Source organism: Brevundimonas sp. KM4 (assembly GCF_000964075.1).
Taxonomy (GTDB): domain Bacteria; phylum Pseudomonadota; class Alphaproteobacteria; order Caulobacterales; family Caulobacteraceae; genus Brevundimonas; species Brevundimonas huaxiensis.
The window spans coordinates 431,803-447,177 of sequence record NZ_JZRG01000008.1 but is presented as its reverse complement, the minus strand read 5'-3'; the positions used below and the strand labels follow the sequence as shown (position 1 = coordinate 447,177).

Below are 15,375 nucleotides of genomic sequence, written 5' to 3'. Positions count from 1 at the left end.
TCCACCAAACCGAGGGAGGATCACGTTGGCCTCTGAGGCTGGTTTTCCAGTGGAGCACGTCGCTTATGTCACGGCCTTCCTTGATCGGAGCCGCGCTCCGTTCAAGAAGGCCGTCGATGGATTGGCATGGGGAAGCTATGCGTGGTTCGCGGCAGAACCAGAGCGACTGGTCGCGTTCTCCAGCGGTAAGCTAGCCCTGCTATAGCTGGAGTTGGTCGCCTTCCTGCGCAGCCCTCCAACAAACTTTGAAGGAAATGCGCGGCCATCTACCCCTGCACCGTCTCCGTGATGAAATGCCTCCCCTGCCGATCCTCGATCTCGACCACCCACAGGTCCGGGTCATACCCGCGCTGGCGGGCGATATAGGCGTCCAGTTCGGTTTCGCTGTCGGACGTCACCGGCTGGATCCACAGGCGGTCGCCGTCGGGGCCGAAGGCTTCGGTGAACAGGCGGGCGGTGCGGGTGGTGGTGTCGTAGGCCTTGACGATGACCGAGCCGGCGCGGGCGTCGCCCTTTTTGACGACGGTCGCATAGGCGCCCTCGATCTGGGCGCGGCGGATCAGGGCGCTGACCCACAGGTCGCTGGAAAGAAGCAATTCGCTAACCCTGCTCGAACACGGAACCCCAACCCTGGCGCGCTAGGGTCGGGGCATGAGGATAGGCCTTTCCCCCCGGCAAGCCAGAGGTTTCGCGTCGGCCGTGCTGATCGCCGCGACGCCCCCCCTGTTTGTTTCGGGCGCAGCCTTCGCCGCGCCGCAGGACCGCTTCTATGAGCGCAGCTTCGTGCTGGCCGCCAACGACCGCTGCGGCCTGTTCGAGCCGCAGTTGACCGCCGCCCTGACGGCTGCGGCCTGGCAGGCGCGGGGCGCGGCCCTGCGCGCGGGATCCAGCGACCGGCAGCTGGCCGAGACGGCCCAGCGGGCGCGGGCGCGGGCGAACACGACGCCTTGCGGCTCGACCGATCTGAAGACGGTTCAGGGCAGGGTCCGGACCGCCTTTTCCGGCTGGTCGCGCACGACGCGGATGGAGTTTCCCGGCGATCGCCGAAAGTGGAGCGCGGACCGCGCGGCCTATGCGCGCCCGACCTGGCGGTTGATGCAGGCGACCGTGACCGGCGCCTCGCCCGTGCGGTTCGGCGTGGTGGGCGGCATGGACCGGCCGGATCAACTGGCCGCCGTCGTGTCCTGGCAGGGGCGCTCGCGCCCGACCGGGGTGCGGGTGGTGATGCGCGACCACACGGTGGCGCCGCGTCCGTGGCTGTCGCACGACCTGCCGCCCGCCGCGCAACGCCGCGCCTTCTGGGCCGCCGGCGTGACCAGCGCCGATGCGATGCTGTTGCCCGAAGGTCGCCCGGCCGGTCAGGCCTGGATGTTCCCCGCCGCCGCCGCCGACGCCCTGTCGGCGTTGGACCCGCGCGAGGTCTTCACCGTCGAATTCCTGTTCCGCGACGGCAGCATCGCCCGCTCCACCTTCGAAGCCGGCGACTTCGCGGCGGGTAGGGCCTTCCTGGCGATGGGGCAGGTTTAGGGGGCGCGACGCTTCGGATCGGCTTCGCTGGACGTATCCGGTTTCGCAGTCTTCAGCCGGCCACGCAGGGTAAGGGCTAGGCCGAACAGCGCCAGCACCAGCCCGATCGTGACGAGGACTAGGCTGACTTCTCGTGGCCACCGCGTCCAACCGAACAGCGTCGCGGCCGATCCGTCCAGGCTCGGCGCCGTCGTTAGCAGCAGACCAATCAGCCCCACGGTCAGGCCGAGTGGCATAACAAACTTCAGCTTGGTGCGCATATCAGGGCCTCAAGACGCGATGGCGTTCTGCATAGACTGCTAGAGACACGCGCGCGCTCTCACAACCCAAAGCTGATGATCAAGCCTCAACCGTCTCAGGCGGCGCCTCGTTCGACTGCGGATCCAGCGACCCCGCCGCCACCATCACCGGCAGTCGGATCATCACCGCCGCGCCTTCGCCAAGGGTGCTGTCGATGGTCATGCGGCCGCCGTGCAGTTCGGTCAGGCTGCGGACCAGGGACAGGCCCAGGCCGGTGCCTTGCGCCTTCTGGTCGGCGCCGCCGGCCTGTTCGAAGGGGCGGCCCAGGCGTTGCAGATCCTGCGGCGCGATGCCGACGCCGGTGTCGGAGACGGCCAGATCCAGGTCCGGACCGTCGGCGTCCAGGGTGATGGTGACGGAGCCGCCGGCGGGCGTGAACTTGACCGCATTGGACAGCAGGTTCAGCGCCATCTGCTTCAGGGCGCGGGCGTCGGCGCGGACCGTGATGGGCTCGGACGGCAGGACGGCGGCCAGGTCCACCCCCTTGTCGTCCGCCTGAAGCCGGACCAGGGCGACGGCGGCGGACACGGCGTCGCGGGCGTCGAACGTCTCCATCGCCAGCTGGTAGCGTTCGGCCTCGATCTTGGACAGGTCCAGCACGTCGTTGATCAGGTCCAGCAGGTGACCGCCCGCCTGATGGATGGCGTCGGCGTAGCCGGCGTAGCGTTCGGGCAGCGGGCCGAACAGCTTCTGGCGCATGATGTCGGCGAAACCGAGCACGGCGTTCAGAGGGGTGCGCAGCTCGTGGCTCATATTGGCCAGGAAGCGGGTCTTGCCGGCCGACTGGGCCTCGGCCTCGACGCGGGCGGTTTCCAGCCCCAGCTCGCGGGCGAACTGGGCCGTGCCGTCGAACGCCTGGGCGATCAGGCGCGGGCGGTCCGTCGCGTGCTGGAACGGGCCCAGGATCATGACGACGCGGCGGTCCAGGGCGATGCGCGGGGTGAACTGGACCTCGACCGACTGGCCCGACAGGGCGCGGGCCAGGGCCGCGGACACGGCCGGGCGATCCGGCGCATGAACGGCCGAGATCAGGCCCTGCTCGGTCAGCGCCAGCACCGACAGGGCGGGCGGCGGCGTGCCCCAGGTGGCGACGGCGCGGCCCGACGGATCGAGCAGCAGGGTCAGGGCCGGCTGATCCTCCAGCAGGGCGGCGATACGGGCGGCCTGTCCTTCCGCCTCGGCCAGGCGTTGCTGGCGCGCGCTCCAGGTCAGGCGCATGGCGGCGATGATCGCGCCCATGGCCAGCAGGCCCGAGACGGCGGCCAGCAAGGGGGCTTGCGCCTCCGCCCCGTTCAGCCAGGTCGAGATCAGCCCCGCCAACAGCGGCAGGGCCACCGCAAAGGCGCCCGTCCGGGTCAACCGATCGGCGCCGACGCGGGCATGATGCACGCCGTGATCCAAGGCGATCCCCGCCGCCAACGGCGTCAGGATCAGGCCGGGCAGGGCGCCGGTCACGCCGCCGGTCAGGCCCGCCGAGGCGGTGGCGGCCAGGATCCAGCCGCCCATGACCGCCAGCCTCAGCCCCACGCTGTCGCGCACCATCAGCACGACGCCGAACACGCCGGGGAAGGCCATCAGCAGCAGGGCGGCCAGCGGCGCGTCCTTCAGCCCGTCCATCATCTGGGCCGCCAGCGCCGTCAGAGCGACCGCCACCGCCCAGATCGCATGCCATAAGGCGACCAGCGGGGCGCCCAACGCCGCATCGTGCGTCGGGTCGTCCTCGAATCTGGCGGGAGCGTCGGGTTTCAAGAAGGGCGGGCCATGGTTTTCGTCTGCGCCCAGACTAGGGCTGCGGCTGAGTCGGTGCGAGGCCGCTCCCCCCTGAGGCGAACCCCATTGCGGCGTTCACCATGAATATCGGGGGACAAAACGGCCGGTTGTCGTTAACGGCCGCGCGGCCTATCTGGCGGCGCATGACCGACCGCACGCGCCCGACCCAAACCCTGGACCAGACCCTGGCCGAACTGGCCGAGGATTTCGACCTGTTGGGCGATTGGGAGCAGCGGATCGAATACGTCATCGAACTGGGCAAGGGGCTGGCCCCGCTGGACGAGGCCGACCGGATCGAGGCCAACAAGGTGCCGGGCTGTGCGGCCCAGGTCTGGCTGGCGACGACCCAGGATGACGGGCGGCTGTGGTTCGCCGCCGACAGCGACAGCGCCCTGTCCAAGGGCAATATCGCCCTGCTGCTGAAACTCTATTCCGGCCGCACGGCGGCGGAGATCGTCGCCTTCGACGCCCGCGCGGCGCTGGATCGGCTGGGCCTGCCCTCGGCCCTGACGCGCCAGCGCGCCAACGGCCTGAACAGCATGGTCGGCCGCATCCGCGAGGCCGCGCTGGCGGTTCAGTAGTCGGGGGTTGCAACCGCCGGCCCGGCGACCCACGATCGCGGGGTCGTAACCGGGGGCGCGAATGGACCTGCTGAAGATCCTGCGCAGTTTCGAGGAGTTTCTCTTCGAGGCGGTCAGCTGGCTGGTCTTCTATCCCCTGACCCTGTGGCGGATCCTGCGCGGGCCGCTGGCGGCGATGGACTATTCGGACCGCGAGCAGAGCGACAGCGAGGAGCATCGCTATGACGACGCGCTCAGCCCGCCGCTGTTCCTTCTGGCCACCATCGTCCTGACCAATCTGCTGTCGATGGCGCTGCATGTGCCACAGCCGCCCGAGGCGACCGACCTCAGCCGCGTGGTCTATGCGTCCCAGCAGAACCTGGTCCTGTTCCGCTCGCTGGCCTTCAGCCTGATCCCGCTGGTCGCCGCCGTCACCCTGCTGCGCCACGAGAAGAAGCGTATCGCCCGCGAGACCCTGCGCGCGCCCTTCTATGCGCAATGCTATCTGGCGGCCGTCTGCGTCGCCTTCGTCTCGGTCGGCGGCGCCATCTTCCAGCGGCCCGAACTGCCCAATGCGGTGGGCGCGGCGATCATGATCGTCGGCGCGGCCTGGTTCCTCTTCGTGCAGTCGCGCTGGTTCGCCCGGCGGCTGAACGTGTCAAAGGCGCGCGGCGCCGTGATCGCCGTCCTGGCCCTGATCCGGGCGCTGATCTACCTGCTGGCGATCCTGGTCCCCGTATCCCTGATCTAAGGCGTCAATAGGGGGCCATCGACCGGACGTTGCCCGCCGCCGTAACGGTGCAAAGCGAGCGGTAGGATCCCGTGGCCATGGTCAGCTCGAACTCACCACGTCCGAGGTCACGCATGCCGATCGGCACACTGGAGCCATAGGGACGATTCTGAAACTCATCGGCGCGGCGCGAGCAGGCCTGGCGCGCTGCATAGGGGGCGTTCTGCATCCAGCCGCTGTTGGCGTGGCGACGGTTCTGGCCTTCGTCCTCCCCGGCCAGATAGCCTTCGTGATAACCCTCTGTCTCGTGATTGGCGTCATAGTCTGCGCCATGCAGGGCGGCCTCGTAGCCGCGCTGATATTCCCTGTCGTGATCTGCGCCGGCGTCACGGTGGCGGTTGTTGTGAGCGGCGATGGCGGCTGCCAGGCCGACGATGGCGACCCCGGCCGCAATGGCCGTCGCGTTGGAGCGATCCGAACCGCCCGAGCCGCACTCGCTGCGGCCCGCCTGGTTGATCGAGACGTAGCGGCCGTCGCGCGTCATGATCGACACGCAGTCGGCGCCGTTACGCCAATAGGTCATGCGCCCGTCGCCCACGACTTCGGACCGATCGGTAGGCTGATAGCCGCGACGGTTCAGCTCGCCCTCAGCTTGACCGGCGCGCGCGCCGACTAGGTCGCCGAGACCTGCGGGCGTCTGCGCCGCCGCAGGCAGGGCGGTGGCCAGCATCAAGGAGGACATCAGGCAGGCGAGGGGGCGGGACATGGGCGATCTCCGTGTGTCGGGACAACTCAAGGAAGATGCCATATGCCAGCGGATTTCAAAAACCTGCGTTATGGTTAAGCGCGATTTTTCGGGTGGGATCGTTGCCCTTCACCCGATCCTATAGTGATCCGCCAGCGCCTGCAGCGCCTGTTTCAGCACGGTCTTGCCCTGACGGCGGCGGAGACCCAGGCCCGTTTCGGCCAGTTGCAGGCTGTCGCCGTGGATGCAGATGCGGGTCAGGATGGGGCGAAGGCGCGGGCCGACGGCGGTTAGCGCCTGCTCGACGCGGCGGGCGGCGGACAGGGCGCGGTCGGTCGGCTCCATCCGCGCGGCGGTTCCCGAGCCGGCGGTCGGCAGGGCGTCCCAGCGCATGGTGACCGAGGCGCCCCTGTTCGCCTGTTCCGCCTCGCGCCGCAGCCGTTCGCCGGCGGCGGTCTCGGCCGGGGTCAGCCAGGGGCGGCCGGACGCGTCCTTGCGCCGCGCCAGCCAGGCGATGGGGCTTTCGCCCAGATTGGCCCGCGCCCGGACCATGCGGCCGTCCGGCTGCATCAGGTCGCGCTCGCCCGCCACAAAGCCGGGACGGCCGGGGGCGGGGGCAGGGGTGGGGGACGGCGTCGGGTCCGGCTGGGCGCGTCCCGACCAGCCGCCGCCGGGCCGCACGCGCAGGCCGGGCTGGTCGATCAGGGCGCGAAACTCGGTCTCGGTCAGGGTCAGGCTGATGCGGCTGCGGCGATCGGGCGACAGGCGCAAGGCATAGGCGCCGCCTTCGGCCGACAGCCAGGCGCCGGGCTTGGCCATCAGGTCGCGCGCGCGTTCCAGAAGCCGGCTCATTGCGGCAGCTCCAGGCGGGGCGACTGATACAGGCCCTGGATGCAGCCTTCGAGGTCGTTCATCAGGTCGTCGATGCTGCGCCGTTCGCGCTCGTCCTCGACCCAGCGGCAGGCGGCGCCGACGCTGGCGCGATTGACGCCGAAGACGTGGCCGACCCGCTCCAACGTCCAGCCATAGGCGACGTGGGACAGATACATGGCCAGCCACCGCGGGCGGGCCGCGCGCGGGTTCATACGGCCCCGGCCGGTCATCTGCGACGGATGGGCGCCGGTGCGCGCCGCGATCAGATGAATGGCCAGCCCGGCCTTGACCTGATCCTCCTCGGTGACCGGCACCCTATAGTCCTCCAGCACGAAACGTCTCCCTCTCACGAACTCTCAACGCCGGCATCATAGGCGGCTGCGACGTCGCGATAGGAATATCGTCCTACTATGCGCCAAAATCGGTCGTGGCGGCTTAACCGCCTTGCGGTTGCGGGCAGGACATTGTGCGTGGTGAGTGGTGAGTGGTGAGTGGGCGTTCGTATGCGCTCTTTCGGCGTCGCCCACTCACGAGTCACGCATCACCACTCACACTCCAGGCCGCCCAAACATGGTTAATAAATTTCGAATCGTTGACTCCAGCCCCTCGACGCCGATTCGCAAATCAGCCTAGATTCGCCTCAATTGGATGGCGTTAACCCTTCTTAAGGTTTTCACGTCTTAACTTGCGAACAAGGTTACCCGGCCGTGTGTCAGGGTGGTTACCGCAAAGCTTTTGCCTGGAGGGGCACGTATGCGCGTCCTGTTGATTGAAGACGATCACGCAACCGCCCAAAGCATCGAACTGATGCTGAAGTCGGAAGGCTTCAACGTCTATACGACGGACCTGGGCGAGGAAGGCATCGATCTGGGCAAGATCTATGACTATGACCTCATTCTTCTTGACCTGAACCTGCCGGACATGAGCGGCCTGGAAGTCCTGCGCCAGCTGCGCGTCGGCAAGGTCAACACCCCGGTCATGATCCTGTCGGGCAGCCACGAGATCGAAACCAAGGTCAAGACCTTCGGCGGCGGCGCCGACGACTATATGACCAAGCCCTTCCACAAGGACGAACTGATCGCGCGCACCCACGCCGTGGTCCGTCGCTCCAAGGGTCACGCCCAGGCGATCATCCACACCGGCGAGATCGCCGTGAACCTGGACGCCAAGACGGTCGAGGTGAACGGTCACCGGGTCCACCTGACGGGCAAGGAATACCAGATGCTGGAGTTGCTCTCGCTCCGCAAGGGCACGACCCTGACCAAGGAAATGTTCCTGAACCACCTGTACGGCGGCATGGACGAGCCCGAGCTGAAGATCATCGACGTCTTCATCTGCAAGCTGCGCAAGAAGCTGGCCACCGCCGCCGACGGCAAACACTATATCGAAACCGTCTGGGGCCGCGGCTATGTCCTGCGCGACCCGGCCGAGGGCGTCGTCACCGTCGCCGCCTGATCGACCTTCGATCCGCGATTTCGAAACGCCCGCCGGTGACGGCGGGCGTTTTGCGTTGAGAGCCTATTGACGCTTAGCCGGCATGTCCCTGCCGCCCTGGTGCAGGATCAGACCCTCGACGGCGCCGGCGGCGTTGCGGGTGAAGGTGATCTGGGCGTCGACGGCGGTCAGGTAGAAGGCGTCCTGAGCTTCCGCCGTCAGTGCGAAGGCCGGCTGGCCGGTGGCCTGGGCCATCAGCTTGCCGTCCACGACCGAAATCGTCAGGGCGAAGGTCGGGGCCAGATTATAGACGCCTTCGTAAGCCTTCAGCACCTCGGGCGAGAGGGAGACGGCGCGGCGTTCGCTGGGCAGGGTGACGGTTCCACCGCGCGCCAGCGTGACCAGGGCCGCGCCCAGCTTGTCCGGCGCGTCGACGTTCAGATTGCCCAGGACGATGACGGCGGTCCGGTCGCCCGGGTCATAGGCCATATAGGTGTTGAAGCCCTCGATGGCGCCGTTGTGCCAGACCAGGCGCTTGCCGTCGGCCTCGGACACCATCAGCCCCATGGCGTAGCCGTTGCGGACCGGCGTGGTCAGGGCGGTCATCGATTGGGCGTTCAGCAGTCGGCCGCCGAACAGGCCCTGTTCCCACTTCAGCAGGTCGTGGGTGGTCGAATACAGGGCGCCGGCCCCGGTCGGGATGGTCATGTCCACATAGTCGGCGTTGACGACGCCGTCTGCGCCCGGCGCATAGCCCGAGGCGCGGCGGGGCAGGATCACGTCGTGGCGGTCATAGCCGCTGTCGCCCATGCCCAGCGGCTGGAACAGATTGGCGGTGACGAAATCGGCGTAGGTCTGGCCGCTGGCCGCCTCGATGATGGCGCTGAGCAGCACATAGCCCGAGTTGGAATAGGCGAACCGGGAGCCCGGCGCGAAGTCCAGCGGCCGGTCGCGGAAGCGGGCGATCAACTGCGGCAGCGTCGCGGGCCGGGTCTTCTGGGCCTCGAAGTCGGAAAAGGGGGTGAAGTTGGGTACGCCCGCCGTGTGGCTGAGCAGATGGCGCGGGGTGATCGCGTCCCAGGCGGCCGGGGCGTCGGGCAGCCAGGTCTTGATCGGCGCATCCAGATCCAGCCTGCCCTGCTGGTTCAGCAGCATGACCGCGACGGCGGTGAACTGTTTCGACAGCGAGCCCAGGCGGAACTTCACATCACCGTCGTTGGGGATGTTCCATTCGCGATTGGCCAGGCCGTAGCCCTGATCCAGAAGGATGCGGCCGTCGCGGGCGACCAGGACGGCGCCGGAGAAGGCGTCGGCGTCGCTGGAGGCGCGGATCACCTGATCCATGCGCGCCACATCCTGGGCGGCGGCCGGGCGGCTGGCCAGCGGGCTGAGCGTGAGGGCCAGGGCGCTGGCGGCCAGCAGTAGGAGGGCCGGGCGACGGCGGGCGAGGGGCGACTGAGGCAACGGGCGGTCTCCTGAACGCGTCACGCTAACGCTTTCAGAGAGAGGCGGCGAGCGCGGCGTTCGGATGCAGGCGCCGCGACCTTTTCGTCAGGGCTGTCGGAAGGTCAGGGTCGCCTCCAGCCCGCCGCCGTCGGCGTTGGCGAGCGCCAGATGGGCGCCGGCGCGTTCGGCCATGCGGCGCGCGATGGTCAGCCCCAGGCCGGAACCGCCGCTGTCGCGCGAACGGGACGGATCGAGGCGGTAGAAGGGCTCGAACAGTTTCTCCAGTTGATCCGGCGCCACGCCGGTCCCGCGGTCGCGCACGATCAGGCGCACGCAATGGTCGTCGCGCACGGCGCTGACGGCCGCATCGCCGCCGTGGCGGACGGCGTTGTCGATCAGATTGGTCAGGCAGCGGCGCAGAGCCTGGGGCCGGGTCGGCACGACGGCGTTGCAGCCCTGAACGAACGCGACCGGCTGGCCCGCCTCGGCCGCGTCCTCGCAGATGGCGGATAGAAGCGCGTCCAGATCGACGGGGGTTGTGGCCTCGACGGTCGTCTCGATCCGGGCCAGGTCCAGCCCCTCGCGGACCAGATGCTGCATGCCCGCCAGATCGCTGATGAACTGGCCGCGCAGAGCCTCGTCCTCGATCTTTTCCACGCGCAGCCGCATCCGGGTCAGGGGCGTCTGCAGGTCGTGGGCGACGGCGGCCAGGACGCGGGTGCGGTCCTCGATCAGGGCCTTCAGTCGGGTCTGCATGGCGTTCAGGGCGGCGGCGGCCTCGCGCACCTCGCGCGCGCCCTCCTCGACCAGGGGCGGGCGGTCGAGATCGTGGCTGAGGGCGACCGCGCCGTGGGACAGACGGTTCAGCGGACCGGCCGCCAGCCGCGACGCCATCCAGCCGGTCAACAGCACGGCGGCCAGACCCGCAAACAGCAGAACGGCGGCCTCGCGGCTGAGCGTCCACGGGCGCGGGGCTGGCGGCAGGCTGATCGCCACCGGGACGGGCGCGCGATTGACCGGCCGCAGCACCAGGATGCGGCACCGCAGACGATCGGTCGCCGCGCCGCACGCCCCGGCCGAGGCCTCGAACGCCTTGACCGAGACCCCGTCCACGCCCCGCCGCTTCAGGGCCTCGGCGACCGCGTGGGTCAGGGACGGGTCGGGCGCGCCCAGCCTTTGGCCCGCCGCGTCCGGCAAGCCGTCGGTCAGGCCGGCGGCGGGATCGTCGCTGGAGCCGGCCAGATCCACGATCCGCTCGGCGGTGGTGAAGTCATGGGCCTGAGACAGGCGATGGCGATGGTTCAGGCCCAGGGCGGCGAAGGTCACGCCCGCCGCCAGCAGGGCGCCGACCAGTAGCAAAAGGAACAGCCGCGTGGTCTCGGCCTCGGCCCGGCCGTGGCGGCTTCTTACGCGCGCCCCCATCACGCGCGCCATGTCACAGGCCCCGCCAGCATATAGCCCAGGCTGCGCACCGTGCGGATCAGGGCCGGGGCCTTGGCGTCGCCGCCCAGCTTCTGGCGCAGGCGGCTGACCCTCAGGTCGATGGCGCGGTCGTCGGCGTCGGCGACGGTGGACAGGGCGCGGATCCGCTCGCGCGACAGCGGCTTGCCGCCGTTCCTGACCAAGGCGTGCAGCAGGTCGAAATCGGCGCCCGACAGCGGGGCCAGCCGTCCGTCCGGCGCCGTCAACGCCCGCGCGGCGATGTCCAGCGACCAGCCGGAGAAGTCGGCGTGCCGCCCCTCGCTCGTCGTCGCCTCACCGCCCGTGCGACGCAGGACGGTGCGGATGCGGGCCACTAGCTCCCGCGGTTCGAACGGCTTGGCCATATAGTCGTCGGCGCCCATCTCCAGCCCCACGATCCGGTCGATGGGATCGCCGCGCGCCGTCAGGATGATGACGGGAGTCTTGGACGCCGCCCGAATGCCGCGACACAGCGACAGGCCGTCCTCGTCCGGCAGGTTCAGGTCCAGCACCACCAGATCGACCGGCCCGGCCTCCAGCGCCGCCTTCATGGTCCGGCCGTCGGCGGCCTTCACCGTGCGAAACCCGTGCTGTTCCAGATGGTCGGACAACAGGTTTCGGATCTCGCGGTCGTCGTCAACGACCAGAAGGACGGGGGCGACGGAGGTCTGGGACATTGGCGTTCGGCGAGCGGGAAGACGCGCAATCTGTCGTCCTGTCTCATGGCTAAAGCGCGGCGGATACAGTCGGACACAATTCTCTTCGCCCACGATACGCGGCGACATCGACCGGCCCCGAACCGGCCGGACGCGGGTCCGAAACAGTGACTGTCCGACACGAGGCCGGACGCCAAACACACAGAAAGACCCGCCATGAAGTCCTTCCGTTCCACCGCCGCTTTCGGCGCCGCCGCCCTGGTGATCCTGACCAGCGGCGCAGCCTTCGCCGGCACGCCTGCGTCCCCGTCGTCGGGCGCACACGCCCGCCCCGCCGCCTCCGCCCGTGCGCATCATCGAGTCAGCCACGCCCGCACCCACCGCGCTGTGACGCCCGCCAAGAAGAAGTAAGGCCCGACGCCTTGCGGGTCCTGCCGGCGTCCCCGGCCGGCAGGACCCCCGACAATCTTCAGACTTCGATCTTCAAAGGAAAGACATCGACATGAAATCCTACCGCACCGCCGCCGCCGTTTCGGCCGTCGCCTTCGTCGCCCTGACCAGCGGGGCCGCCTTCGCCGGCACGACCCCGGCGCCCTCGACCGCCATGACCGCTCGTCCGGCCGCGACCGCTTCGGCGACGACCCCTGCGCCGTCGGCCCGCGCCCCGCGTGCGCACCGCCGGGGTCATCAAGCCCAGGCCCAAACCTCGGTCCAGACGCCGGCGACCGCCAAGAAGAAGTAAACCGGCCGCCCCAACCGGTTCGCAAAGGAACGCCCGGCTGTCGCAAGACGGCCGGGCGTTTCCGTATTCAGAAGCGTGTCGTCAGGCGGGGGTCTTGAAGCCCGCCGCGATGGCGGCCGCCATCGGATTGGGACGGCCGAAGCTGTCAAAGGGCAGGGGCTTGTCCCGGCCGTCGTCCTTGTCGCCCTGACGATACCAGCTGTCGGTGTCGCGCAGGCCCCAGACGGTGAAGGCGAACTGCTGGGCCTTGGGCAGGGCCGCGAAGGCCGAGGCCAGTTCGGTGACGCGGGCGCCTTGCGCCGCGATCCGGTCGGTCTGGCTGCGGAGGTCCAGCCGGTTTTCGGTGCGCAGGGTGCAGTCCAGCTCCGACACATGGATCGGCAGGCCGAACTGGCTGATCTCGCGCACATAGGCGGCGATGACGCCCTCAGGGATGTCGATCCACAGATGGGCTTGCAAACCGAGGCCCTGCAGCGGACAGCCGGCCTTCAGCAGCCGCTCAACCAGTTTCAGGAACTGCGCGCCCTTGGCCGGGACGCTTTCCTGATTGTATTCATTAAGAAACAGGACGGCGTCAGGATCCGCGATCCGGGCCTTTTCGAAGGCGCGCAGGATATAGCCGTCCTGGCCGTATCGCGCCGACCAGTGACAGTCGCGCATGGCCGAGCCGTCGTCCAGGATCGGCTCATTGACCACGTCCCAGCTGCGAACCTTGCCGCGATAGCGGCCGGCGACCGTGGCGATATAGCCGTCAAAGGCGCGGTCGAAGCCGGCGCCCGACAGGCCGGCGAAGGCCTCCTTGCCCTGCGCGTACCAGATCAGGGTGTGGCCATGCATCGCCATGCCCTCGGCCCGGGCGAAGGCGGCGATACGGTCGGTGCGGTCGAAGTTGGGCCGGTCCAGGCCGTTCGCCAGGATATATTCCATCTTCATCTCCCACTCGGGCGTGAGTTGGGAGATGTTGGCGCGGGCCAGCGCGACCCAGTCCGGGTCGTCAATCTGGCTGGCCTTGATCGCCGTGCCGAAGGGCGCCGGGGCGATGGACTTCAGCGGGGGGGCGTTTGGCGGCGACGGCTCCGCCGAGGCGAAGCGATCGCAGGCGGCTAGGTTGCTCAAGGAAAGCGCGAGCGGAGCGGCGAGGATTGTGCGGCGACTAAAATCCTCCCCCGAGGAGCGCAGCGGAACGGGGGAGGGGGACCGCGAAGCGGTGGAGGGGGCGACCTCAGACTCGATCTGAACAGGTCGTGCAAGGACCGACGACGAGGGTCTGTACGACGTCCGCCCCCTCCACCACGCTACGCGCGGTCCCCCTCCCCCGCGATGCGAGGGAGGATCTTTGGAATCAGACCGCACGCTTCCGCAGGCCCAACTCGTCGAAGGCGGCGGTTTCACGCTTGGCCAGGGCGATCAGCTGGTTCAGGCGGGTGGTTTCGGCGACGTGTTCGAACTTCTTCAGCTCTTCGAAGGCGCCGGTCAGGGCGTCGCGGGCGCCGGCTTCCTCGGCGTCCAGCACCGACAGGTCGCTTTCGGCGGCGGCCTTCCTGGATTTCCAGCCGTTCAGATAGGCGCCCAGCATCATGCCGGCCTCGGCGTTCATGCGGGCGCGGTTGCGTTCGCTCTCGGCCTCGGCGTCCAGCACGGCGATGCGGAGTTCGGCGCCAGCGCGGCGTTCGGCGATCTCGGCCAGACGCTTCTGCAGCGTCTCGACCTCATAGTTGGAGATGCGGATCAGGGATTGGGCCCAAGCGGTCATCTAAATCATCACTCCCTGATCATGCCTTGGTTCAGGATTGCTTCCAGCCGGGTAAAGGAATCGGAAAGACGCGTCGCATCGTCCTTGTCCTGACCCAGAAAATCTTCGAGGGCCGGGTTCAGGGCGATGGCCCGATCCACGATGGGGTCGGCGCCGGTGCGGTAGGCGCCGATCTTGATCAGCTCTTCCATATTCGCATAGGCCGACAGGCACTGGCGGGCGCGCTTGTTCAGCTCGCGCTCGGCCGGGGTCTGACAGCCGGGCAGGGTGCGGCTGACCGACTTCAGCACGTCGATGGCGGGGAAACGCCCACGCTCGGCGATCTTGCGATCCATGACGATGTGGCCGTCCAGAATACCGCGCACGGCGTCGGCGATCGGCTCGTCATGGTCGCCGCCGTCCACCAGGACGGTGAAGAGGGCGGTGATGGGCGCCGCCGTCGTGCCGTCGGGCCGGATCGGGCCGGGACCAGCGCGCTCCAGCAGTTTGGGCAGTTCGGTGAAGACGGTGGGGGTATAGCCCTTGGTGGTCGGAGGCTCGCCGGCGGCCAGCCCGATCTCGCGCTGGGCCATCGCAAAGCGGGTGACGCTGTCCATCAGGCACAGAACTTCAAGGTCCTGGTCGCGCAGATATTCGGCGATGGCCATGGTCATGTATGCCGACTGGCGGCGCTTCAGGGCCGGCTCGTCCGAGGTGGCGACCACGACGACGGCGCGTTTCAGCCCCTCTTCGCCCAGGGTCTCTTCCACGAACTCGCGCACCTCGCGTCCCCGTTCGCCGATCAGGCCGACGACGACGGCGTCGCAGGTGGCCTCTTTTGCCAGCATGGACAGCAGCACCGACTTGCCCACGCCCGATCCGGCGAAGATGCCCAGGCGCTGGCCCCGGCAGGTGGTGGTGAAGACGTCCATGGCCCGCACGCCCAGATCCAGCCGCTCGCCGACCCGGCCGCGCGAATGGGCGGGCGGGGGCGGGGCGCGCAAGGGATAGGGGGCGGGGCCTTGGGGCAGCGGCCCCTTGCCGTCGATCGGCTGGCCGAAGGCGTCGATGATGCGGCCCAGCCAGGCCGTCGTCGGGCGCACGCTAGCGGCCTGGTCGATGATGCGGATGTCGGCGCCGGGGGCCACGCCCTCGACCGGACCGAAGGGCATCAGCAGGGCCTTGGAATCGCGGAAACCGACCACCTCGGCGGGCAGGGGATCGTGGCCGCGCCGACCGATCTCGGCCCGGGCGCCGACGGCGAGGCGCGACAGGCCGCCGCGCGACTCGATGAGCAGGCCCGACACGCCCGCGACCTTGCCGGTCACGACCAGCGGATCGATCGCTTCGACGGCGGCGACGAGATTGCGCAAAAATCAGACCCCAGGAACAGGCCTCA

Annotated in this window: 19 protein-coding genes; 7 read left to right on the top strand and 12 right to left on the bottom strand. The window is 68.9% G+C overall.

All coding sequences use genetic code 11. The features are described from left to right. Positions 1 to 49 precede the first annotated feature (49 nt). Positions 50 to 205 carry a BsuBI/PstI family type II restriction endonuclease gene (locus tag VH88_RS16715; RefSeq protein ID WP_369796269.1) on the top strand — a complete coding sequence of 52 codons (156 nt, stop codon included), beginning with the start codon at positions 50 to 52 and terminating at the stop codon, positions 203 to 205. Between the two features lie 61 nt (positions 206 to 266). On the opposite strand, the gene VH88_RS06495 is transcribed toward VH88_RS16715, so the two are convergent. After that, on the bottom strand, positions 267 to 596 hold the full coding sequence (locus tag VH88_RS06495) for a DUF1491 family protein (protein WP_045810480.1): 330 nt from the start codon (positions 594 to 596) through the stop codon (positions 267 to 269). 103 nt (positions 597 to 699) lie between these two features. On the opposite strand from VH88_RS06495, the gene VH88_RS06490 reads away from it, so the two are divergent. Next, a complete protein-coding gene (locus VH88_RS06490) occupies positions 700 to 1,527 on the top strand; it encodes a hypothetical protein (RefSeq protein ID WP_082064390.1) in 828 nt (275 codons plus the stop codon). On the opposite strand, the gene VH88_RS06485 is transcribed toward VH88_RS06490, so the two are convergent. Continuing rightward, positions 1,524 to 1,787 carry a hypothetical protein gene (locus tag VH88_RS06485; protein ID WP_045810478.1) on the bottom strand — a complete coding sequence of 88 codons (264 nt, stop codon included), beginning with the start codon at positions 1,785 to 1,787 and terminating at the stop codon, positions 1,524 to 1,526. The two genes, VH88_RS06490 and VH88_RS06485, sit on opposite strands and share 4 nt — an antisense overlap. Before the next feature lie 79 nt (positions 1,788 to 1,866). Then, on the bottom strand, positions 1,867 to 3,576 hold the full coding sequence (locus VH88_RS06480; protein ID WP_045810477.1) for a HAMP domain-containing sensor histidine kinase: 1,710 nt from the start codon (positions 3,574 to 3,576) through the stop codon (positions 1,867 to 1,869). A 164-nt stretch (positions 3,577 to 3,740) separates the two neighbouring features. On the opposite strand from VH88_RS06480, the gene VH88_RS06475 reads away from it, so the two are divergent. Both VH88_RS06475 and VH88_RS06470 read left to right on the top strand, forming a co-directional pair. Continuing rightward, positions 3,741 to 4,178 carry a SufE family protein gene (locus VH88_RS06475; protein WP_045810476.1) on the top strand — a complete coding sequence of 146 codons (438 nt, stop codon included), beginning with the start codon at positions 3,741 to 3,743 and terminating at the stop codon, positions 4,176 to 4,178. A gap of 61 nt (positions 4,179 to 4,239) precedes the next feature. Then, a complete protein-coding gene (locus VH88_RS06470) occupies positions 4,240 to 4,908 on the top strand; it encodes a hypothetical protein (RefSeq protein WP_039244703.1) in 669 nt (222 codons plus the stop codon). 4 nt (positions 4,909 to 4,912) lie between these two features. On the opposite strand, the gene VH88_RS06465 is transcribed toward VH88_RS06470, so the two are convergent. The 3 genes from VH88_RS06465 to VH88_RS06455 all read right to left on the bottom strand — a co-directional run bounded on the left by VH88_RS06465 (position 4,913) and on the right by VH88_RS06455 (position 6,837). Continuing rightward, complete coding sequence (locus VH88_RS06465; protein ID WP_045810475.1) at positions 4,913 to 5,653, bottom strand: hypothetical protein; 741 nt, start codon at positions 5,651 to 5,653, stop codon at positions 4,913 to 4,915. 108 nt (positions 5,654 to 5,761) lie between these two features. Then, positions 5,762 to 6,484, bottom strand: coding sequence for a DUF6456 domain-containing protein (locus VH88_RS06460; protein ID WP_045810474.1), 723 nt, complete (start codon positions 6,482 to 6,484; stop codon positions 5,762 to 5,764). Further along, a complete protein-coding gene (locus VH88_RS06455) occupies positions 6,481 to 6,837 on the bottom strand; it encodes a hypothetical protein (RefSeq protein ID WP_017505853.1) in 357 nt (118 codons plus the stop codon). Before VH88_RS06455 ends, VH88_RS06460 begins: the two co-directional genes overlap by 4 nt. 421 nt (positions 6,838 to 7,258) lie before the next feature. On the opposite strand from VH88_RS06455, the gene ctrA reads away from it, so the two are divergent. Beyond that, positions 7,259 to 7,960, top strand: a complete 702-nt coding sequence (gene ctrA / locus VH88_RS06450; RefSeq protein WP_017505852.1) for a response regulator transcription factor CtrA — start codon at positions 7,259 to 7,261, stop codon at positions 7,958 to 7,960. Between the two features lie 63 nt (positions 7,961 to 8,023). Here ctrA and VH88_RS06445 read toward each other — a convergent pair whose 3' ends face one another. The 3 genes from VH88_RS06445 to VH88_RS06435 all read right to left on the bottom strand — a co-directional run bounded on the left by VH88_RS06445 (position 8,024) and on the right by VH88_RS06435 (position 11,523). Next, positions 8,024 to 9,403: a serine hydrolase gene (locus tag VH88_RS06445; RefSeq protein ID WP_052689512.1), complete on the bottom strand. Its 1,380-nt coding sequence runs from the start codon at positions 9,401 to 9,403 to the stop codon at positions 8,024 to 8,026. 87 nt (positions 9,404 to 9,490) lie between these two features. Beyond that, entirely contained in the window at positions 9,491 to 10,819 is a 1,329-nt protein-coding gene (locus tag VH88_RS06440) for a cell wall metabolism sensor histidine kinase WalK (protein ID WP_231576598.1), read from the bottom strand. Beyond that, positions 10,807 to 11,523, bottom strand: a complete 717-nt coding sequence (locus VH88_RS06435; RefSeq protein ID WP_045810473.1) for a response regulator — start codon at positions 11,521 to 11,523, stop codon at positions 10,807 to 10,809. The genes VH88_RS06440 and VH88_RS06435 overlap by 13 nt, the downstream gene beginning before the upstream one ends. Before the next feature lie 195 nt (positions 11,524 to 11,718). On the opposite strand from VH88_RS06435, the gene VH88_RS06430 reads away from it, so the two are divergent. After that, on the top strand, positions 11,719 to 11,913 hold the full coding sequence (locus VH88_RS06430; RefSeq protein WP_045810472.1) for a hypothetical protein: 195 nt from the start codon (positions 11,719 to 11,721) through the stop codon (positions 11,911 to 11,913). A 91-nt stretch (positions 11,914 to 12,004) separates the two neighbouring features. Next, a complete protein-coding gene (locus VH88_RS06425) occupies positions 12,005 to 12,244 on the top strand; it encodes a hypothetical protein (RefSeq protein WP_045810471.1) in 240 nt (79 codons plus the stop codon). 81 nt (positions 12,245 to 12,325) lie between these two features. Here VH88_RS06425 and VH88_RS06420 read toward each other — a convergent pair whose 3' ends face one another. The 3 genes from VH88_RS06420 to fliI all read right to left on the bottom strand — a co-directional run bounded on the left by VH88_RS06420 (position 12,326) and on the right by fliI (position 15,349). Further along, positions 12,326 to 13,360 (bottom strand): endo-1,4-beta-xylanase, encoded by a 1,035-nt coding sequence (locus VH88_RS06420; protein WP_231576597.1) that lies wholly within the window; start codon positions 13,358 to 13,360, stop codon positions 12,326 to 12,328. Between the two features lie 226 nt (positions 13,361 to 13,586). Beyond that, the gene (locus VH88_RS06415) at positions 13,587 to 13,997 is read right to left on the bottom strand and encodes a flagellar export protein FliJ (protein WP_045810470.1); all 411 of its coding nucleotides are present in this window, start codon (positions 13,995 to 13,997) and stop codon (positions 13,587 to 13,589) included. 8 nt (positions 13,998 to 14,005) lie between these two features. Next, positions 14,006 to 15,349, bottom strand: a complete 1,344-nt coding sequence (gene fliI / locus VH88_RS06410; RefSeq protein WP_045810469.1) for a flagellar protein export ATPase FliI — start codon at positions 15,347 to 15,349, stop codon at positions 14,006 to 14,008. Positions 15,350 to 15,375: the final 26 nt, after the last annotated feature.

Excerpts from the sequence above, each read along its gene's own strand:
- VH88_RS06485 (WP_045810478.1), bottom strand. The coding sequence starts at position 1,787 with ATGCGCACCAAGCTGAAGTTTGTTATGCCACTCGGCCTGACCGTGGGG.
- VH88_RS06475 (WP_045810476.1), top strand. The coding sequence starts at position 3,741 with ATGACCGACCGCACGCGCCCGACCCAAACCCTGGACCAGACCCTGGCC.
- VH88_RS06470 (WP_039244703.1), top strand. The coding sequence starts at position 4,240 with ATGGACCTGCTGAAGATCCTGCGCAGTTTCGAGGAGTTTCTCTTCGAG.
- VH88_RS06465 (WP_045810475.1), bottom strand. The coding sequence starts at position 5,653 with ATGTCCCGCCCCCTCGCCTGCCTGATGTCCTCCTTGATGCTGGCCACC.
- VH88_RS06460 (WP_045810474.1), bottom strand. The coding sequence starts at position 6,484 with ATGAGCCGGCTTCTGGAACGCGCGCGCGACCTGATGGCCAAGCCCGGC.
- ctrA (WP_017505852.1), top strand. The coding sequence starts at position 7,259 with ATGCGCGTCCTGTTGATTGAAGACGATCACGCAACCGCCCAAAGCATC.
- VH88_RS06440 (WP_231576598.1), bottom strand. The coding sequence starts at position 10,819 with ATGGCGCGCGTGATGGGGGCGCGCGTAAGAAGCCGCCACGGCCGGGCC.
- VH88_RS06435 (WP_045810473.1), bottom strand. The coding sequence starts at position 11,523 with ATGTCCCAGACCTCCGTCGCCCCCGTCCTTCTGGTCGTTGACGACGAC.
- VH88_RS06430 (WP_045810472.1), top strand. The coding sequence starts at position 11,719 with ATGAAGTCCTTCCGTTCCACCGCCGCTTTCGGCGCCGCCGCCCTGGTG.
- VH88_RS06425 (WP_045810471.1), top strand. The coding sequence starts at position 12,005 with ATGAAATCCTACCGCACCGCCGCCGCCGTTTCGGCCGTCGCCTTCGTC.
- VH88_RS06415 (WP_045810470.1), bottom strand. The coding sequence starts at position 13,997 with ATGACCGCTTGGGCCCAATCCCTGATCCGCATCTCCAACTATGAGGTC.